The 19,426-nt window shown below is 30.6% G+C and carries 16 protein-coding genes; all 16 read right to left on the reverse strand.

Going from position 1 to position 19,426, the window contains the following annotated elements; translation table 11 throughout:
- Nucleotides 1-381: 381 nt before the first annotated feature.
- Nucleotides 382-855, reverse strand: coding sequence for a hypothetical protein (locus ACX9YW_RS05865; protein ID WP_460343258.1), 474 nt, complete (start codon nt 853-855; stop codon nt 382-384).
- Between the two features lie 381 nt (nt 856-1,236).
- On the reverse strand, nt 1,237-1,833 hold the full coding sequence (locus tag ACX9YW_RS05870) for a type II toxin-antitoxin system PemK/MazF family toxin (RefSeq protein ID WP_460343261.1): 597 nt from the start codon (nt 1,831-1,833) through the stop codon (nt 1,237-1,239).
- Between the two features lie 538 nt (nt 1,834-2,371).
- Nucleotides 2,372-3,538: a nucleotide sugar dehydrogenase gene (locus ACX9YW_RS05875; RefSeq protein ID WP_460343264.1), complete on the reverse strand. Its 1,167-nt coding sequence runs from the start codon at nt 3,536-3,538 to the stop codon at nt 2,372-2,374.
- A 110-nt stretch (nt 3,539-3,648) separates the two neighbouring features.
- The gene (locus tag ACX9YW_RS05880) at nt 3,649-5,016 is read right to left on the reverse strand and encodes a phenylacetate--CoA ligase family protein (protein ID WP_460343267.1); all 1,368 of its coding nucleotides are present in this window, start codon (nt 5,014-5,016) and stop codon (nt 3,649-3,651) included.
- Between the two features lie 186 nt (nt 5,017-5,202).
- Nucleotides 5,203-6,558 (reverse strand): flippase, encoded by a 1,356-nt coding sequence (locus tag ACX9YW_RS05885; RefSeq protein ID WP_460343270.1) that lies wholly within the window; start codon nt 6,556-6,558, stop codon nt 5,203-5,205.
- 151 nt (nt 6,559-6,709) lie between these two features.
- Entirely contained in the window at nt 6,710-8,008 is a 1,299-nt protein-coding gene (locus ACX9YW_RS05890) for an O-antigen ligase family protein (protein ID WP_460343273.1), read from the reverse strand.
- 100 nt (nt 8,009-8,108) lie between these two features.
- Entirely contained in the window at nt 8,109-9,041 is a 933-nt protein-coding gene (locus ACX9YW_RS05895) for a glycosyltransferase family 2 protein (RefSeq protein WP_460343276.1), read from the reverse strand.
- 22 nt (nt 9,042-9,063) lie between these two features.
- The gene (locus tag ACX9YW_RS05900; protein WP_460343279.1) at nt 9,064-10,311 is read right to left on the reverse strand and encodes a glycosyltransferase family 4 protein; all 1,248 of its coding nucleotides are present in this window, start codon (nt 10,309-10,311) and stop codon (nt 9,064-9,066) included.
- Nucleotides 10,308-11,528 carry a glycosyltransferase gene (locus ACX9YW_RS05905; RefSeq protein WP_460343282.1) on the reverse strand — a complete coding sequence of 407 codons (1,221 nt, stop codon included), beginning with the start codon at nt 11,526-11,528 and terminating at the stop codon, nt 10,308-10,310. Before ACX9YW_RS05905 ends, ACX9YW_RS05900 begins: the two co-directional genes overlap by 4 nt.
- Nucleotides 11,529-11,557: 29 nt before the next feature.
- Nucleotides 11,558-12,622 (reverse strand): glycosyltransferase, encoded by a 1,065-nt coding sequence (locus tag ACX9YW_RS05910; RefSeq protein ID WP_460343286.1) that lies wholly within the window; start codon nt 12,620-12,622, stop codon nt 11,558-11,560.
- On the reverse strand, nt 12,623-13,738 hold the full coding sequence (locus tag ACX9YW_RS05915; RefSeq protein WP_460343289.1) for a glycosyltransferase family 4 protein: 1,116 nt from the start codon (nt 13,736-13,738) through the stop codon (nt 12,623-12,625).
- Nucleotides 13,739-13,749: 11 nt separating this feature from the next.
- The gene (locus ACX9YW_RS05920) at nt 13,750-14,931 is read right to left on the reverse strand and encodes a glycosyltransferase (protein WP_460343292.1); all 1,182 of its coding nucleotides are present in this window, start codon (nt 14,929-14,931) and stop codon (nt 13,750-13,752) included.
- A 40-nt stretch (nt 14,932-14,971) separates the two neighbouring features.
- Nucleotides 14,972-16,168: a glycosyltransferase gene (locus tag ACX9YW_RS05925; protein ID WP_460343294.1), complete on the reverse strand. Its 1,197-nt coding sequence runs from the start codon at nt 16,166-16,168 to the stop codon at nt 14,972-14,974.
- Nucleotides 16,165-17,292 (reverse strand): non-hydrolyzing UDP-N-acetylglucosamine 2-epimerase, encoded by a 1,128-nt coding sequence (wecB, locus tag ACX9YW_RS05930; RefSeq protein ID WP_460343297.1) that lies wholly within the window; start codon nt 17,290-17,292, stop codon nt 16,165-16,167. The genes ACX9YW_RS05925 and wecB overlap by 4 nt, the downstream gene beginning before the upstream one ends.
- 5 nt (nt 17,293-17,297) lie before the next feature.
- On the reverse strand, nt 17,298-18,407 hold the full coding sequence (locus ACX9YW_RS05935) for a capsular polysaccharide biosynthesis protein CapF (RefSeq protein ID WP_460343300.1): 1,110 nt from the start codon (nt 18,405-18,407) through the stop codon (nt 17,298-17,300).
- Nucleotides 18,404-19,426 (reverse strand): polysaccharide biosynthesis protein, encoded by a 1,023-nt coding sequence (locus tag ACX9YW_RS05940; protein ID WP_460343303.1) that lies wholly within the window; start codon nt 19,424-19,426, stop codon nt 18,404-18,406. Before ACX9YW_RS05940 ends, ACX9YW_RS05935 begins: the two co-directional genes overlap by 4 nt.

Consider the following 19,426-nt stretch of genomic DNA (forward strand, 5'->3'; position numbering starts at 1 on the left):
CACACCAGCCAATTAGCTGCTTAATATAAAACTCTAACTTTTAGGGGTCACCACACGTTGGGTGGTTTTCTTGTGTTCTAGAACGTTTTTCCGAAAAAAATGAGCGCTTATTTCACGCACAATTCCCTTCAAAATTTCTCGTAGAAATTCAAGGAATGTTTCCATGATTATCACCTCCTTTCCTAAATAACAAAGGAAAGAGGGGACAACCAACCACCCCAACAATATACAGTTGCAACTTTATTCTATCACTTTGAATAAGCTAAATAACCTATCAATCTTCGACAAAATCCGAGGAGTGACAGAACCGAAACACTATATTTCCACTTTTCCTCTTAATTTAATCACGTTAGGTAACTGGCCGTGGTTCCGGTGTCCCACCTAACCACGTAATCTCTCTCTTAACTTCTTATTCCGCTCATCCTCTTTTAATTTTGAATTCCAGTAATCTATAAATGCTGTATATCCCTGTCTTTTCCTAAAGTAAGGTAAGAGCTGCTCACCTGCGAGTTTATATGAATCAATACGTGACACACCCTCCCGGTAAGCCTTCTCCATCCGATGGTTGCCGTCGATTATCTTAAACTCACCAGGCCGGACTTCTGCCTGAATGACTGGTTTACTCACATCGACCTTCGGCAAGTGCTCTTCATTTACAAACGGACGGTAATGAGACTCGAACCAACTGCTCACATCAATAGTTTCCTCTTTAACCTTGAGTGATCCATCATGGATATGTTCAGTAATCCTCGATATATTAAAATGAAAAATTCCGTTTGGAAAAATTTCATCTCCTTCATAAGTAGGTAGAGGAACATATTCTTCATTTAATTTCAGTGCTCTCTTAAGTTTCATCTAAACCATCCTGTTTTCAGTCTTAACTCAAGTATAGGAAAGTTTTCTATCCAGTAGAAGAGGTGAATTACTCGTTTGTGAGTTTAAATACTAGAAATCTTTTATGTATGGGGAAAACAATCTCCTATCATATATTGCACGGGAGGACCTGACACCTGGATTTAAAGCCAACGGAATTAACCAATTTGTCCACGGGAGGTACCTGACACCTTGTTCCATAGCCAATTTGTCCACGAGGGGTACCTAGGCGAAAAAAAACCCCACAAATTAATGTAGGGGCCTTAATCAAATAACTTTATTTAGTCGGCAATTAAGCCATCTTTCAATATCGAGTCGGCAATTAAGCCAAAATTATATATTCACACTATAATGATAATAAATTTAGTTTCCAATGTCAACTGTATCCGTAACTTTTTTCCTTGTGAATATAGTCTGTTCTCCCAATTTCTTTATTGCATTAAAAATTAATTTCATTTGGGTTTCACTAAGGGTCATTGGATAGAACTTTTTGTCATCATTATTAAAATAGTCAGTTAGTCTTTGTTTACTTACTGTTTTTATTTGATTAACCATAGCATAAACTGGTTTTTTGTCTTTAGGCATATCCTCAATTTCACCTATTGGAATAACTAGATTCCCAGCACTTTTCCAGTCAGCATCATCCTCTTTTTCTGTAGATAATGGCACTATAATTGCAGTATAGTCAAACTCTTTAATAACTACACAGAAATGAAAAAAGTTAAACTCCGATCCGACATTTACTCCAAAATCAAGACAATAAACATTCTGTCTTTTCTTCTTGACAGTTTCTTTGGCTTCACCTTTTTTTATCTTATAATTTCTATTTACCAACTCAAAAAGCCACTTTTTTAATTGATAAACATACTGATTTTTATTTTTAAAACTTAAATTATCTAATTCTTCAACTTTTTTTGCAATCTGCTGAAAATTACTTTCTACCTTATCTATAATCTCCACCCCCAATTTCTCGCTATATTTTACCATATTTCGAGTTTAGATGGAGGAAAGTTATAGAATAAAACCAAGAGAACATTGGGCTCAACTTTTCAAGTAATCTTACCCTGGGAAAGCAATTAATAAATGTGTTGGGGCATGGCAAGTAAGTTATTATCCAATTGAATAAAGCGACTTGATTATTGTTGTTTCCTTCTAATTGTCGGAGTGTCCCTATCGCTTGCTGATATTAATTATTTCACTAGTAATCCAATTTCCGTCATGTTCATGCACAGGACTGTCCTCCCACCGCGGACAAATCAACCGATTTGTCCACCAAAGGTACCTGACACCTGGGTTTCCGAAACTAAAAGTCGCATAAAAACATAATCTATAATCCGGCCATTACCGTTTGACCCATATGAAAGAGCGTAAACCAATTAAAGGATAAGATTGGCGCTTACAATTATAAAAATCTTCCACTTGTGAAAATATGGTAGGACGAGGAACCCGTCCCCATGTCCCATCCTCCTCCCCATTTTATATTTTGACTGAAATCATTTTAATCCCTACTAAACAAATCTCTAGTATAGACTTTATTAATAACTTCTTGCAAGTCATCGGATATACGATTAGCCACTATTACATCACTTTCTCTCTTAAACTCTTCTAGATTATTTATTACTCTAGAATTAAAGAACATATTTTCAGTAAAAGTTGGTTCATATACAACAACCTCTATACCCTTAGCCTTTATACGCTTCATAACACCTTGGATTGCTGATTGTCTAAAATTATCTGAGTCCATTTTCATGGTGAGTCTGTAAATACCAACAACCTTAGGGTTTCTTTTTATAATCATTTCAGCAATATGATCTTTTCTCGTTTTATTAGCATCGACAATTGCTGTCATTATACTATTAGGGACATCTGCATAATTTGCTAATAATTGCTTTGTATCTTTCGGTAGACAATATCCTCCATAACCGAAGGAAGGGTTGTTATAATGATTTCCTATTCTAGGATCAAGACCAACTCCATCAATGATTTGTTTCGTATCTAAACCTCTTACTTCAGCATATGAATCTAGTTCATTAAAAAAGGCAACTCTCATGGCAAGATAAGTATTAGCAAATAGTTTAATTGCTTCGGCCTCTGTTGAATTTGTAAATAAAACATCAATATCTTTTTTTAAAGCACCTTCAATCAGTAAATCTGCAAACTCCCTAGCTCTATTTGATTTTTCACCAACAACAATTCTTGATGGATATAAATTATCATAAAGTGCTTTTCCTTCTCTTAGAAACTCTGGTGAGAAAATAATTTTTTTCGTATCAAATTTCTCTCTTAATTTTTGAGTATATCCAACTGGGACTGTGGATTTAATAATCATTACAGCTTCAGGATTAATTGATAATACATTAGCAACAACTGCTTCAACCGATCTAGTATTAAAATAATTCTTTTCTGGGTCATAATTTGTTGGTGTTGATATTATGACATATTCCGCTTCTTTATATGCTTTATAATTATCTGTAGTTGCCGTTAAATTTAGTTCTTTCGTTGCTAAGAATTCCTCTATTTCATGATCAATTATAGGTGACCTTCTTTTATTAATCATATTAACTTTTTCTTTTACTATATCAAGCGCGGTAACTTCGTTGTTTTGCGCTAACAATATTGCATTTGATAATCCCACATATCCAGTTCCCGCTACAGTAATTTTCATTGTTATACCTACTTTCATAAATAAATTCTTCCAAAACAAAATTCTGTATAAAAACGACATGAACAGATATGGATAAAATATTGTTGCATGTTTTAAATTCAATTTAAAACCTATTCTGATATATTTTGTATTAGAAATTTAGACTTGCCACGCTGTGTCAAAGGTAAAGAATCTACATATTCAAAAGAAGTTTTTATTTTTGCAATATCGTAAAAGTTTTCTTTCAACTCTTCTTCATCTTCACTCGAAAAGTTTGGATTTTTTATTATTTTAAAGATAATTTCGCCAGGTTTATTTTGTACAATTTGCCATTTATCAATACTATCGAACGCTTTATAATGTCTTCCAAATACTAAAGCAGTTAGTAGAACTTTTTCCATATTGTAAGTATAAATATAGTCTTGTGTTCTTCCAAAAATTCGCCTTAACCTAACTATTCCACTATCTTCACCGTCATATAATGCTAAATCACCTGTACGATATCTAATAAATGGCATAGCATAATTATTAAAGCTAGTTACTACAACTTCTCCTATTTCCCCTTGATTAACATGTCTACCATCTTCTCCAATTACCTCTGTAAAGCCATAAAGTGGAGAACAGTAAGTCATCATCGTCTCATCTATAGAATAGCCAAATATACTTGACTCTGCATGTCCATACTGATTGTAAACTTTTGTATTAAAAGCATTTCTTATATTATCAATTTGATAATCATAGGCACTCTCTGATGTTATCTCTATTCCTTTTATACTTAAACCCAAGCTTATATTGTTTTTTAAAATATATACAGCAAGAGAATCTATAAAAGCCGGATAACCTCTTATTATAGAAGGTTTAAATTCTTTAATGAAATTGATATAAGTCTGTATATTCTCCTTATTCAAATAATGAGATGATAAGGCAACACTACCATAAGGTAAATTACTATCACTTTTTTTAGTCCAAAATATCCTTTTATTAACAAGCTCTTCCGGTACTAAAGTTCCGTCCATTGCCAAAATTCTGTCTCCAGGTTTATATCCCATGATTTTATATAAAAATTCTTGATGTTCTGAATCTAATCCACCTAAGATATAGAATCCCAAAGGTTGGCCCGTACTTCCCCCTGTATTTAAAAAGCCAACATAATCTTTGGTACTTGAAACAGCAATTAATCTATTCTTTTCTTTACGAATTATCTCCTTGTCCAGGAGAGGAATTAACTTCCAATCATCTAAAACTCTATCAATTCTAACCCCATTTTTATCAAATGTTTCTTTATAAAATTCAGTATATCTATAAGCATATTTTAATATTTTTTTTAGTTTCCTTTTTCTAATAACTTCAAAATCCTTTTTTTCACCCAAATGGTATTTTTCAAGATTCTTAAGTTGAATATTAAGTGAAAGTTTGTCAGGTAATCGCCTTATCCCATATCTGATATATTCAAGATCATTAATTCTTTTAAATATTGACATTATACGACTGATGTCCATTATTCTCTCCTTTTAAATAAATAAAGTAACTTAATATCAAACCCTTTATTTATAACCTTAATTTGCATAATATTTCAATCATACTTATGTGTTTAGATCTATTAGATCTTTTCCTTACATATAAGTACTTGTGCAATATATAATTTATATTTACATTCTAATAAAATTAATTATACAGATTATTGACTAATTATTTCCAATTCTTTTGTTAGATTTCTTCCTAAATACATTAAGAATTAATGATTTAATAATCATTTTGGAAGATACTCTAGTTTCCTTAAAAAACGAAGGAGCAATAATGGCTACTGTCATCTGTGAAAAAAGAGTTGCAATTGCTGCCCCATACCCACCAAAAGATGGTATTAATAGATAATTGAGAATTACGTTTAGAACACAACCTAGAGAAATATAGAACATAGAAAATCTCTGAAGTCCTTCGCTAACAAGCCATACACCTCGTGCAGAGCCTAACATTGCAAAGCTTCCTGCCCAAACGCTTATTGATAATATGCTTGCTGCTTTTAAAAATTCTTGACCATAGAGAACAGAAACAATAGTTTTCGAAAACAGTAAAATAAAAATGCCAAAAAAAATACTAATCCATAATACTATACTGTATAGAATTTGAATGGTTGAAATATACTTTTGATTATCTCCGTTTTTTTTATGTGTCATTATCACTGGCTGAAAAGAAGTTATTATTGCTGCAGGCACAAAAAACCACATTTCCGCGATTCTAACTGCTGCTGAATATATTCCAACCTCAGCTTTATCATTTAGTAAAGATCCTAGCATTACCTGATCAATACGCATATATATTGTTACCATTAAACCAGATAGAATAAGATACCAACTTTGTGATAATATATTTTTGGCAAACTCACTACTAAAATTCCAATTTGAAAAATCTTCTCTAGTTTTAATATAAACAGCCACTAATAAAATACCGGAAAATATTATTTCAAACATAAAGATTATTGCTAGAAAAATTAAATCTAGCTTCATGATAACTAGTAATATCTTTAAAACAGAGGTTAAAATATATACAATAATACGTATAGTTGATATTAATTTTGCTTTTTGATGAGCTTGAATCCAGTAGTCAATTACCTCTAATGATTTAAAAACCATTGTTAAAGATATTAATGTTACTAAAATATGTAACATTTGATCATTTGGTTCTACTATTTTTATTAGTGTTATAGCAATGAATAACAATCCAATTCCACTAATCATTCTTAGAATAAAACTTGTAAATAGGATTGTTCCTTCTTTATACTTATTATCTATAAGTGCCTTAATTGCAAGAGTCTCTAATCCAAGAGTAGAGAAAGCCGTAAAAAGTGATACAAATGCAAGTGCATAATTATATTTACCGAAATTTTCCGGACCAAAATACCGGGCTAACAATCCAATAACAAAAACCCCAATAATCATATTGAAAATCTTTTCAAAGATCATCCAGCTTGAATTTTTTATTATTTTATTAAATATATGATTTTTTTTTAACTTGCCCTTAATGTTTAATAGTTTGTTTTTCATATGTTTTGTCCATTCTTAAAACCTTTATTAATGAAATTTTATATAAAGATAGATTGTTAAATTAATTATTTCATTTTGGATTTAAACATTGTTTTGATATTTATTTATTAAAAGGTTCTTTATTAGCATCCAATAGTTTGTTAATTAATAATTACATTAATAATAACCAAATAAAGTATTTATAAGGAAAAATAGAAATGCCTGCACTTCCAATTAATAATACTAACTTTAAGCAGATTAATGTAAGATAAATATTGTTTTTTTGTCTTTTATAATTTTTATAGTTTAGTATTATGCTTAAACCTAATAAAAATAATACTATAATTATGCCAACTATACCTAAGCTGAAAAGCATATCTATATAACTATTGTGCGACACATCTCCAACCATATTTTTATATTTCATTCTGGTTACTTCGTTTGCAGTTAATAATTCGCCTCCGAAAAATTGATTTTTTATCGGCAATGATTTAAATTCACTAATATATAAGTGTGATAATTCACTTCTATGGTTCGTAAGTTGTTCGTAGTTGCCTTCATTATAAAACCCTACAGTTTCACTTATTCGGTTAATAAGTATTGCAGAATATTCACCACCAAATAAAGTAAAAAGTAATATAAAAACTAAGGAGTAGATGGCCATTTTTATTTTACCTTTAATACCTTTATACAAAATAACATAGATTAAAAAAACTGTAATAAAGGTAAGTATTCCGTGAATACTTACAGTCATTATCAAAAATAATAGCATAATAACAAATAGAAAAGTTTGAATATTTTTTTTAAAGATGTCCTTTATCCCTAAGAATATTATTAAGGCAACATTTATTATGAATGCTGTATAATTAGGATCAGAAATAGTTGAAGTTATTCTTGAGTATGAAACTCCACCTGATAATAAATTATAATTTATTGAGGTGGAGTAAACTATCCCATAGAATACTGAAAATAAAGCACCAATTCCAAACGCCAGTAATTCTCCATTAAATATTTCTTTATTATGATTGGTTAGTGTTCTTAATAAGATAATAATTATTATGTTTGATGCAATTGCAAGTGAAATTTGCCCAGAAAGTACATTATAAATATCTAAACTAAACAATATTATTGCCTTTATAAATATAATTGTAAGACCCAAACCCATTTTTATATTCGTTCTGTAATGCATTAAAAAGTACTTGATTAAGAATGCTAATATATATATTCGAGATATTGAACCCATACCCAGAGGTAACAAAAATTGATTTTCAAATAAAATAAAAAAGGGATAAAGTATAAACAGCAAATTATTTTTATCAAAAATAAGATATAATATAATTGCTGCGGTTACTGTAGTTGTAACAAAGTACATATAAGAATTTAATTCCGAAAGTAATGCTAAGAAACCTAAAATAAGAAGAATTTTAGTCAATTTATTAATATTTAGGTTATCTTCAATTTGAAAGTTCATTTGATTCACCGCATCATTTACATTTATTTTTGAATTATATTTAAAGTTATAGTTATTTACAGTTATAGTTATTTACATATCAAGATTTATTGTATATACTTTATCTCTTTACGGAGTCTCTAAAAAACACCTTATTTAAGATAATATATTTAATAAACATTTTTATTCTTGAATATAAATTCATTTCAAATTTACTGACAAATTGTTTTCTAATTCTCTCATCTACCACTAGGTCATTAAATGTGACGTTACCCTCCAATAATATTGTATCAAATTTATTAGAAACCTTTTTGGCATGAGTTCCCGTCCCATCATGGCCAATGTTACGTACCTTAGAATATCTCGGATATACTGTTAGCATATTATTTGAAAACATTGCATAACAAAATCTTATAGCCCAAGAATCTATTTTTCCATTCATTTGACCATCTAACATATGTGACCTATCGTTTCCGTATCTATTAAAAAGCTTCCTTTTAACCAAATCATACTTAAATTTATTATAATCTGATACATTCCAATCTATTTTTTCCCAGCGATCCTTCCAGGTTGCCCAAGCATAACTACAAGTCCTTCCCATTACAAAAATATCGAATTGATAATCCTTAGGAAACTGCATTGGAAAAGAATATCCTCCAATGGACCATATATTTTTATTTGTTCTATAATATTCAAGTCCATTATTCATGTATTCTAAGAAATCTTTGGATGATACGCTATCATCTTCAACAACAATAACCTTACCATAATTGTTTATTACTTCATTTACCCCACTAATTATAGATTTAGCTAGACCTTTATTATGCGGAGATTCAATCACTGATACACTTTTAAAAGCTGCCTTTATATCATCTGATTTAATATATTCTCTCACCTTGTTTACCATTTCAACAGCTTGTTGATTTTTAGGCCCATCGGAAAAAATATATAGGTCACTCTCAATAGCCAGGGTATTTTTCATTAATGCCTCAAGAGTGTCTTTGGTATGGTCAAAACGGTTATACACAAATAATATTACTGGTGCTAAAATCATTTTTATAATGACTCCTTCGAACTTAAGAAATTTTCCTATAAATTTCAATTAATGTTTTTATATTATTCTCTCTATTATGTGTGACTAAAGCATGTTTTCTTGCTTTTTTTGATAACGTCAATGCAAGACTGTCATTTTCAAAAATAGAACTAACATAGTGAGCAAGCATATAGGGCTCATCAAAAGGATATACGAAACCTTCTGTTTGATGATTTAATAAATTTTGCACACCACCGACACATGACGAAACTGAAGGAACCCCCAAGATCATTGCTTCACCTAACGAATTGGGGCTATTTTCAATACTTGAAGGAGAAACAAAAACATTTGCTTTTAGAAATTGATTACACATTTGTTCTTCATTTAAATCTCCTGTAAATGTAATGTGTTTCCGAAGGCCTTTTGTATTAATTAAATCTTTTATATACTTACCATAAGATATATTTAATTTATCCGCCAATGCCTCTCCATTGGTAATATCAAAACCTGCTATATAGAGATGAGTTTTTGGGTATCTTTTTAAAATCTCAGGCATCGCTTCAAGCAATATATGCAAACCTTTAATAGGATATCCAGCTTGACTAACGAAAATTGAATGTTTTTCACAATTTTTTATATCCCATTTTTGATTATAAAACTCCCCACGGAGAGTTTCATTACAAAAGTGATAGTTTACATTGTTATTTATTTGCTTAATACATGCATAATCCCAAGTTGTTCTTCCAATAACATGCTTAGCTTTTTTTATTGCCTGCTCTTCAAATTTACCTCTAATTTCAAACTCTCTACGCTGCTTATTTAATAATCTTCTCATCAGATAATTTTTGAATGTTCTTGGCAATAAAGAAGGAAGACTTGCTTCATAATGTCTGGAATATATAGAAACTAACCCTTGTATAGATATGACAGTGTTTTCAACTGGACAAATATTCATCATTGCTAATGTATGAGGATATTCAGTACCAAAAATATGAATTACATCTGGTTTTACAGTGTTTATTACTTCCTTTAGGTAAGATTCCGTATTTTGATCATATACACAAGGATTAATCTCATTTTTAGGTATTGCGTAATAAGTTATATTATCAATCTGACGTTCTTTAACTTCCTTAATATTGTTATGCATAAATGCAATATTCAAATGATTTCCATCTATATTTTTCAGATCCTCTGACATGCCAACTAGCCAACCGCCACCATTCCCTGCTTTTATATTAAAAGATTCGGCAGCCATTGGTAGAACTCCATTACAAAGCCATAATATTTTCATTGCTGCACTCCTTTATTTTTCCTACTTAACATTTCAATTATTTTATTTGCTTGCATGATATTATTTTTTTCTCTTAAAACAAATTTTTTTGCTTCTAAGCCTTTATTATGCAGTTGCTCAATAGGTATTGTTAAGATTTCTTTTAACGCTAAACATACTCCATCTACTGTTTCATCATTAATTAAATATACATGTTCATAATATTCCATTGGCATGCCTGGTAATTTGGTAGTTAAAGTTGGTGTGCCGGAAACCATGTATTCCATATTCTTTGAAGGAAATGAGTACTTTGTAAATTCTTTGTCCGTAGGACGTGGATTAATAAGTAAAGTTGCTTTAATTTGCTCCTGAATTATTATATCGTTATGAACAGAACCATAATACAACACGTTATTTACCTTCTGTGCAATACGAGTTAATTCTTCCTCATAATCTCCACTCCCATATATATGAAGCTCGCTACCTTCTATTCCTGCTTTAATAAAGCCATCAACTAATATATTTATACCATTTGCTCTGTTTAGAGAACCGGCGAACACACATACTTTTGCAGTGTATTTATTTGCAAGATTATTATTAGAATGTGTCATATTATTGTCTACTTGTCCTTCAATAACACAATAAGGCTTTCCCTTTGGGTTTACTATATTATTCATAAGCTTTGTAAGTAATATATACGAATCGAGAGAGGTTATGAGTGTCATATTTATTTTACGCGACAAACTTTGGAAGAAGCTAACATTTCGTCCCTCTTGTTCATCTTCTGAGAAAAAGCCCGGGACATCTGTTACTATCCCTGTAATCTTTCTATTCATAAGTTTTGCAGCCAAAAATGCACCGTAACTGACACTAATATTGAGCACATCACAAATAATTGCACCTTTTTTATTTTTCATGCTCCAGATCATTGTTTGATAGAAACTACAAATAAATATTAAAAATTGACGTAATATAGGTATATTTATAAAAGCTAGATATGAGAAAGATATATTATTCTCAATTTCATTTTCTTGTTTCCAAAAGAGTCTTTTAGAAACATTCCGACTAATAGGACGTGCTGAAAGTACTGTTATATTAGCATTACTATTGCGCGAAAATCCTTCAGCCATTAAGATATGATATTTTTGCGATTGTTGTGCTATTTTAATATGTGCATTCTCATAGATTCTTTTAAATTGCTTCCTTGAACAGAGTGATGAGACATATAAAAAATTCATAATTTACCTCAATTTTGTATTTAATCTTTCTAACGACTAAATATTTTTCTAAAGTTTTTATACAAGGGTTCAAATTTATATCTAAACCAAAATAATCCTTCATACCCGTATTGCATAAATAAAACACTATTTATTTTACAAAAGTATTTAAATAACTTTCCATAAATATCCGAAGGGGAAAATTTATTAATGTTCTCTCTAACAAAGATATCTTCCAATATATTATTCTTAATAAAATGAAACCTCTCAGATCGAGTTAGCTGACAATCTTTTCTATATAAATTTATTATACAATTTGAAAGATCATATAAGAATGAATTTATCAGCCACTCCTGTTGTTTTTCATTATTTAAAGAGAAATAATTGAAGATTTCTTTACATTTTTCGTGTTTTTGAATAGATATCTCAAACAATCTCGGATAGTATTTATTTACTAGGGTTTCCTCATCACGTTTCATGTAATGATAGAAGGGTTTGTTAAGTATCATTAGCTTTTCAACATTTTTGAATACTTTAACATTAAATATTAGATCTTCCGCAGGCATAGCATCTAGAATAAAAAATGCATTTATCTCTTGTATAAATTTAGTCTTATACATTTTATTCCAAACTACATTGAAGAAACCTTTCTTATTCAGTTCAAAAACACTTTCTCCAATTTGATCTTTACTTTTGGCGATAACAGTTTTGTCAGGAATTTTGTCAATGCTATAGCCCTCATTATTAAAATCAATCGTATAACCTGATATCACAACATCTGCTTGAATATTGCTTGCTGCATTATACATTACTTCAAACATATCAGGCTCCAACCAGTCATCTGAATCAATAAATACTAAATATTCACCACTAGCAATTTTCATTCCTTCATTTCTTGCTGAGCTTAGTCCCCCGTTCTCTTTATGAATAACTTTTATCCTATTATCCTTTTCGGAAAATTGTTCAGCAATTTCTCCACTTTTGTCTGTGGAACCGTCATTAACTAGTATTATTTCAATATCATCTAATTTTTGACTAATAATACTATCTAAACATTTTGCAAGATGTTTTTCTACATTATATATGGGTACTACAATACTGACTTTAGGGGGCATTTAATATCTTCCTCTATCTAAAATTTCCTTAAATGTTTTAATATGTTCGTTAGTCATATTTTCAATAGTATATTTCTTTATCTTTTCTAAGCTTTTTCGTGACATATTTCCTCTAATTTTATCGTTTTCTAGTAAATATATGATTTTTGATGCTAGATAATCTGGATTATCAATAGGAATAATGAATCCATTTTCATTTTCTTTCACAAGTTCTATACCTGCTACACATCTATCTGTTGTAATTACGGGTAAAGCATTGGCCATCGCTTCGTTAATTACCAATCCCCAAATATCTTCTCTTGTGGGTAATACAAAGATATCAGCAGCGTTATAATAATTAATTAGTTGTTTTTTATCCATAAAATCTAATATAGTAATATTAGTAATCCCTAATTCTTTTATCTTTTTAATTAATTTACTTTTTAATTCTCCATCACCAATAATGATTAATTGATATGAAGGATCAATATTTTCCCATGAATTTATTAGTATATCAAAACCCTTACGATAAATGAACTGTCCAACAGCTAGTGCGATTTTTTTAGAATTTAATCCTAACTTTGCTCTAATTTTTCGTTTAATTTCATAGTCAAGTGGGTTCTCTAAAACTTCACTACTTCTTAGAGAGGTAAATGGGTAACGGAATATATTCTCCTCTTTTGCACCGTAATAAGTAAGATATTTATCAGTGGCCTTGCTGGTACTTAACCAATATTTTGCCGAGCCAATAAAAAAAGTTTTAACCCGCTTTTTTAAATAACTTTCTTCCTTAGGCATCCCCCCATCTACTTCTAAGATAAAGGGTATCCCTTTTAATTTCATTAGAAGAATAGAAAGCATTTCCGTTGGATTACTATAGGTAGACGCAACGATTAAATCGTATTTTTTTCTTTTAATATATTTGACTATATTTAATTGAATATTTTTTTCGTTAATGTTGCCATTTTTTAAGAATATTGCTTTGAAATTTCGAACGTCTTCAGAAAACCATTTTGAGTTTAAAGTCGAGTTATTTTCCGCTTGATATACTACTGTTAGATCGCATGTTTTCCCTAACTCATTAAAATAGTCTACCCTATAAGGTGATGGGATATTAGATAGATATAATATTTTCATACTATCCCCCGTTAAATTAATTTAAATAATTTTTGGACTTCTGATTCATTACTTATATTTTCATAACTTAGATTCTGAGAAAATTTTTCTCGAATATTTTTATTATCAAGAAGTATCTTTAATCCATCAAAGATAGCATCAACATTAATTTCAACAATTTTACCAGTTTCATTATTTCGTATTTGATCAAGCGCGCCAACAAAATTTGTTGTAACAATTGGCTTGTTGAAACATCTTGCTTCCGCTAAAGTAATGCAATAACCCTCATGCCTTGATGGTTGTACATATATATCTGAATCCTTAATATAGGGATATGGGTTAGTCTTTATCCCTAATAAAATAAAATGTTCTTGTAAATTTTCCTTTTTAATTTTACTTTCAAGCTTCTTACGTTCTTTGCCTTCTCCAACTATATACCATTTGATCTTAAAATTATTTTTAATTAGTCGAGAACAAACATCTAATGCAATATCGAAACCTTTTTGCGGGTCTAAACGGCCAATAGATAAAATCCGAATACCGTCAAAGTCATCATTAAATGTATCGCCTTCCACTGCCATTCTTTTCATCATATCAACCGACAAAATATTATAAAACACAGATGTTTTAGCCTTATACTTAGGCAAAATTGAAATAAATTCTTGGTATAGTTGAGCTGATACGGTAAAAAAGTGAGAATAACTATCCAAATAATTTTCTACTTTTTTTGGATTAAACCTACTATTAATAAAATCATTATGGATCCACAATACCTTTTTCTTAGCATTAACTTTTTCAGCAACATAACGTAAAATAAACGGCATGTGCATGTGGTAACAAATGGCAATGTCATAAATCTCAACTTCTTCTGGTATTTTATTAAATGAAATTCGTAGCTCTGGCATTGTTTTTTTTAACAAAGCCTTCTCAATAAAAATTCTTAGCGAAGTTATAATTTTGAATTTCCTTAAATTATAAATTAAAGCCGCTTTTGCCCCACCTAGAAGTAATTGTTCTCCTACGTTATCTGGTATGTTAATTTCATTTACTTTTATGTTATCAGGAATGAACTCAAGAAAATGCCCTCTAGCTTTAACCATTAAAACATTCACATCATATTGGTCATTTGGAAGTTCATTTAATAAAGAAATTAATGATTTTTCAACACCACCTGCTATCATATGTGGTGTAACGATGAGTATTTTCTTTTTCATAAATAACTCCTAAGGTTCTTTATTTAATTTTACGAAAAATCTAATGTATTAAACTCTCATACAAGTGAATATAATCGGAGTATTTATTCTCACTTACAAAATTTTCTTTAATCTGGTTAATACATGCGTCCTTATAGTTGGCAGTGGAATTTCTCAAATGCTTTATTATTTTTAAAAGTTTTTGAAAGTCCCCTTGTTCAATCACAAAGCCTGTATTTTCATTAATACTTTCTTTGGAACCTCCAGTATCAAATGTTATTACTGGCAATCCACACGCCATTGCTTCTAAATTTGTTGTAGGAAAATTATCCTCGAATGTGGGATTTACAAATATATTTGAAGAAGAGTATATTTCCACTAGTTCTCTAACTTCCTGTGTTTGTGTTATTCCAATAATGTTATCAGGTAAGCTCGCTTTTTGCTTTTGTGTCAAGCCAACAATTACAACTTTATAGTCCTCATTTAGATACTTAGAAAGTTCAATTAAATAATCCATTCCTTTTCTTTTATCCCATCTAGCTACACCCAAGATTATAAACTTATCTTCTATGGCGTAGTTTTTTCTAAAATCACTTTTTGTCGGCTTAAATACACTGATGTCAACTCCATTATTAATAATATTAATAGGGTAATCACCTAAAAAAGATTGTTTAACAAGGTTTGCAAGCCAATTTGAAGGAGTGACAATGTTCATCTTTTCCAGATTCGTAAAAAGTTGTTTCTTATCATAAAAATTTGATTTTGAATTATCTAAAAAGCTTGATGGGTATTCTTTGATTTGAGGGCATTTTTCGCAACTAGTCTTCCACTTATTGCAACCAGCATATTCAAAATGCACACAATGACCAGTAAATGCCCAACAATCGTGAAGCGTCCAAATGACGGTTTTATTGACTTCCTTTAGATAATTAAATAATATTTCAATATTCAAATAGTAACCATGTAAATTGTGTAAATGAATAATGTCAGGATTTAATCCTTGTATTTTTTCAATAAAATTTACAGTAGCTTTTTTAGAACCAAAACCATGTTTGTCAATTAACCTAGTCTTTGCAGCATGTTTATAATTATCTAATTTGCCCCCGATTCTAATTGCATTATCACAATTTCTTGCGTTACCTCTACCAAACGCTATATAACTTTCATGACCTTTACTCTCTAATAGATTTCCAATCTCAGTAGCAATCCGTCCTGTACTTCCCACTCCACAGACTGAATTGATTTGTAAAATCCTCATAATTTACTCCACACTACTCGATTTATATAATCTGTATATGAAAGTATTATTCTTAGTATCTTGTCGGATACATTAGGCATACTATAATCTCTAACAAGTCTTAAAGTGTCTTTTTTTTGTGTTTCTAAAATCTCTAATCCTTGTATAATTCTTTCCTTCTTTAATCCAACCATCATAACCGACGCCTCTTCCATCGCTTCAGGTCTTTCGTGGGCTTGCCTAATATTAAGAGCTCTAAATCCTAAAATTGATGACTCTTCACTTATTGTTCCACTATCACTAAGTACTGCTTTTGCTTTTATTTGAAGTTTCACATAATCATTAAACCCTAAAGGTTTCATTGTTCTTACTAGTGGGTTAAACTCTATCCCTTTAGCATCAATCATTTTTTTAGTTCTTGGATGCGTACTTACTATTACAGGCATATTATACTTTTCTGAAATTGCATTTAAACTCTCAATTAAATCAATAAAATTAGTTTCTGAATTAATATTTTCTTCTCTATGAGCCGATATAACAAAGAAATTACCTTCAGTAAGTTGTAATCTCTCTAATACGTCTGATTCTGCAATGTCATTTTTTCTTGAGTTTAGTACTTCAAACATCGGGCTTCCAGTCTTAATAATTCTATCCGCAGGAAGACCTTCTCTTAATAAATATTCTCGTGCAATATCACTATAAGTTAAGTTGATATCTGCAATGTGATCTACAATTTTTCTATTAGTTTCTTCTGGCACTCGTTGGTCAAAACATCTATTTCCAGCTTCCATATGAAATATAGGGATATGTTTTCTTTTAGCCGCGATTGCGCATAAGCAGCTATTTGTATCTCCCAATACTAAAATAGCATCAGGTTTAACCTCGTCCATTATCGGGTCGATTTTCACTAGTATGTTTCCAATTGTTTCTACAGCTGTTCCATTAGCTGCGTTCAAAAAATAGTCGGGTTTTTTTAAATTGAAGTCTTTAAAAAACACTTCATTTAATTCATAATCATAATTCTGACCGGTATGGACAAGTATATGTTCTATTGCATTTGATTCTTCTAATTTATTTATTACAGCTGAGAGTCTAATAATCTCTGGTCTAGTACCAACCACTGTCATAACTTTTAATTGTTCCATATAATTTATACCTCCAAAAAATAAGTGTCCGGCTTTTCAAGGTCGAAATACTCGTTAGCCCACATAATCGTAACCATATCGGTTTCACCAAGATTTTCAATATTATGTGTGTAGCCGGTCGGTATATCTACAACTTCCAGTTTGTCACTACTAACAAAGTATTCAATGACTTCATCTGAGTCAATTTGCCTTAATCGGATTACTCCTTTACCTGAGACGACAAGAAACTTTTCATTCTTAGTGTGATGCCAATGATTCCCTTTAGTTATTCCTGGCCTTGAAATATTCACCGAAACTTGACCTCTGTCTGGTGTCTTGATAAACTCTGTAAAAGATCCTCTATGATCCACATTCATTTTAAGATCATAACTAAATTGATCTATTGGAAGATAGCTTAGATAGGTACTATACAATTTTTTTGTAAAGGAATCAGACATATTAGGAATAGTACGTTCTTCGCGACTATTTCTAAATGAATAAATCAATTCAACTATTTCCCCTAGAGTAATTGTGTGAATGACCGGTACTTCATAAAAATTCCCAACTTTGTTTTCACTTCCGCTTAAAGCATTAATTAGTTCTAAAACAACATCGTCAATATATACTAAGTTCATTAAAACACTTGGGTCATTAACATTTATTGGCAAACCATGAGCAACATTATAACAAAAAGTTGCAATTGCACTGTTGTAGTTAGGTCTAGCCCATTTTCCAAATACATTTGGAAAACGATAAACTAATACCTTAGCCCCGGTTTCTTTACCGTATTCAAGGATTAAATCCTCGCCTGCCTTTTTACTAATACCATATGGGTTATCAAGTTCAGCTTGGATAGAAGAAGAAATCATAATTGGACATGTATTTTTGTATTTTTTTAATATTTCTAGAAGTGTTAATGTAAATCCATAATTACCATCCATGAAATCGGATTGATTTTGAGGACGATTTACTCCTGCAAGATGAAAAACAAAGTCAGCCTTTTTACAATATTTATCCAGTAGAAATATGTCTGTTTCCTTGCTATATTCCATTATCTCATTATAGTTTTGGCTTTTAAGTTCAGCTATTAAATTTTTTGCAATAAACCCTTGGGCTCCTGTTACAAGGATTTTCATAATAGATTCCAACCTTTTAATTCTTCTCGAACATAGTCCAGCATTAATAACTTTTCTTTAATTTGCTCAATAGTCAGCCTATGTGTATTATGAGAATTATACTCATCATCAGATGATAATTTCGTATAACCTTCTAAGAAATATTTATCATAGTTAAGATCTCTTTTATCTGCAGGTACTCTAAAGAAACCACCCATATCCTGCGCTACTATGTTTTCTTCTTTTGTTAATAGAGTTTCATATAGTTTTTCACCATGACGAGTACCAATTATCTTAATTTCATTATCTACATTAAATAGCTCTTTAATTGCTTGAGCCAGGTCACCAATAGTTGATGCAGGTGATTTTTGGACCATTATATCTCCTGCCTCAGCATTTTCGAATGCAAATACTACAAGTTCTACCGCTTCTTCAAGGCTCATTAAAAATCTAGTCATATTTGGATCTGTAACAGTTAAGGGTTGTCCATTTTTTATCTGTTCAATAAATAATGGGATTACAGAACCTCTTGAAGCCATCACATTACCGTATCGTGTACCACAGATGAGCGTTCTATCTGGATTTACTGTTTTAGCTTTGGCTACAAAAACTTTTTCCATCATTGCTTTAGATATACCCATTGCATTAATTGGGTATGCCGCTTTGTCTGTAGACAGACAAATAACTTTTTTTACTCCACTTTCTATAGCACCAATAAGTACATTTTCAGTACCTAATACATTAGTCTTAACTGCTTCCAATGGAAAAAACTCGCATGAAGGAACTTGTTTTAATGCAGCTGCATGAAAAACATAATCAACGCCATGAATTGCATTTTTCACACTCCCCAAATCTCTAATATCTCCTAAGTAAAACTTAAGCTTTTCATTTTTATAAATCTTTCTCATATCATCTTGTTTTTTCTCATCTCGAGAAAATATGCGAATTTCTTTAATATCCGTTTCTAAAAATCTCTTCATGACAGCATTACCAAAGGACCCAGTACCTCCAGTAATCAGTAAAGTTTTATCTTTAAACAT

The sequence above is a fragment of the Pseudoneobacillus rhizolycopersici genome (genome assembly GCF_054786815.1).

Excerpts from the sequence above, each read along its gene's own strand:
- ACX9YW_RS05935 (WP_460343300.1), bottom strand. The coding sequence starts at position 18,407 with ATGAAAATCCTTGTAACAGGAGCCCAAGGGTTTATTGCAAAAAATTTA.
- ACX9YW_RS05890 (WP_460343273.1), bottom strand. The coding sequence starts at position 8,008 with ATGAACTTTCAAATTGAAGATAACCTAAATATTAATAAATTGACTAAA.
- ACX9YW_RS05920 (WP_460343292.1), bottom strand. The coding sequence starts at position 14,931 with ATGAAAAAGAAAATACTCATCGTTACACCACATATGATAGCAGGTGGT.
- ACX9YW_RS05910 (WP_460343286.1), bottom strand. The coding sequence starts at position 12,622 with ATGCCCCCTAAAGTCAGTATTGTAGTACCCATATATAATGTAGAAAAA.
- ACX9YW_RS05875 (WP_460343264.1), bottom strand. The coding sequence starts at position 3,538 with ATGAAAATTACTGTAGCGGGAACTGGATATGTGGGATTATCAAATGCA.
- ACX9YW_RS05905 (WP_460343282.1), bottom strand. The coding sequence starts at position 11,528 with ATGAATTTTTTATATGTCTCATCACTCTGTTCAAGGAAGCAATTTAAA.
- wecB (WP_460343297.1), bottom strand. The coding sequence starts at position 17,292 with ATGGAACAATTAAAAGTTATGACAGTGGTTGGTACTAGACCAGAGATT.
- ACX9YW_RS05895 (WP_460343276.1), bottom strand. The coding sequence starts at position 9,041 with ATGATTTTAGCACCAGTAATATTATTTGTGTATAACCGTTTTGACCAT.
- ACX9YW_RS05940 (WP_460343303.1), bottom strand. The coding sequence starts at position 19,426 with ATGTTTAAAGATAAAACTTTACTGATTACTGGAGGTACTGGGTCCTTT.
- ACX9YW_RS05865 (WP_460343258.1), bottom strand. The coding sequence starts at position 855 with ATGAAACTTAAGAGAGCACTGAAATTAAATGAAGAATATGTTCCTCTA.
- ACX9YW_RS05885 (WP_460343270.1), bottom strand. The coding sequence starts at position 6,558 with ATGAAAAACAAACTATTAAACATTAAGGGCAAGTTAAAAAAAAATCAT.
- ACX9YW_RS05900 (WP_460343279.1), bottom strand. The coding sequence starts at position 10,311 with ATGAAAATATTATGGCTTTGTAATGGAGTTCTACCAATGGCTGCCGAA.
- ACX9YW_RS05915 (WP_460343289.1), bottom strand. The coding sequence starts at position 13,738 with ATGAAAATATTATATCTATCTAATATCCCATCACCTTATAGGGTAGAC.
- ACX9YW_RS05925 (WP_460343294.1), bottom strand. The coding sequence starts at position 16,168 with ATGAGGATTTTACAAATCAATTCAGTCTGTGGAGTGGGAAGTACAGGA.
- ACX9YW_RS05880 (WP_460343267.1), bottom strand. The coding sequence starts at position 5,016 with ATGGACATCAGTCGTATAATGTCAATATTTAAAAGAATTAATGATCTT.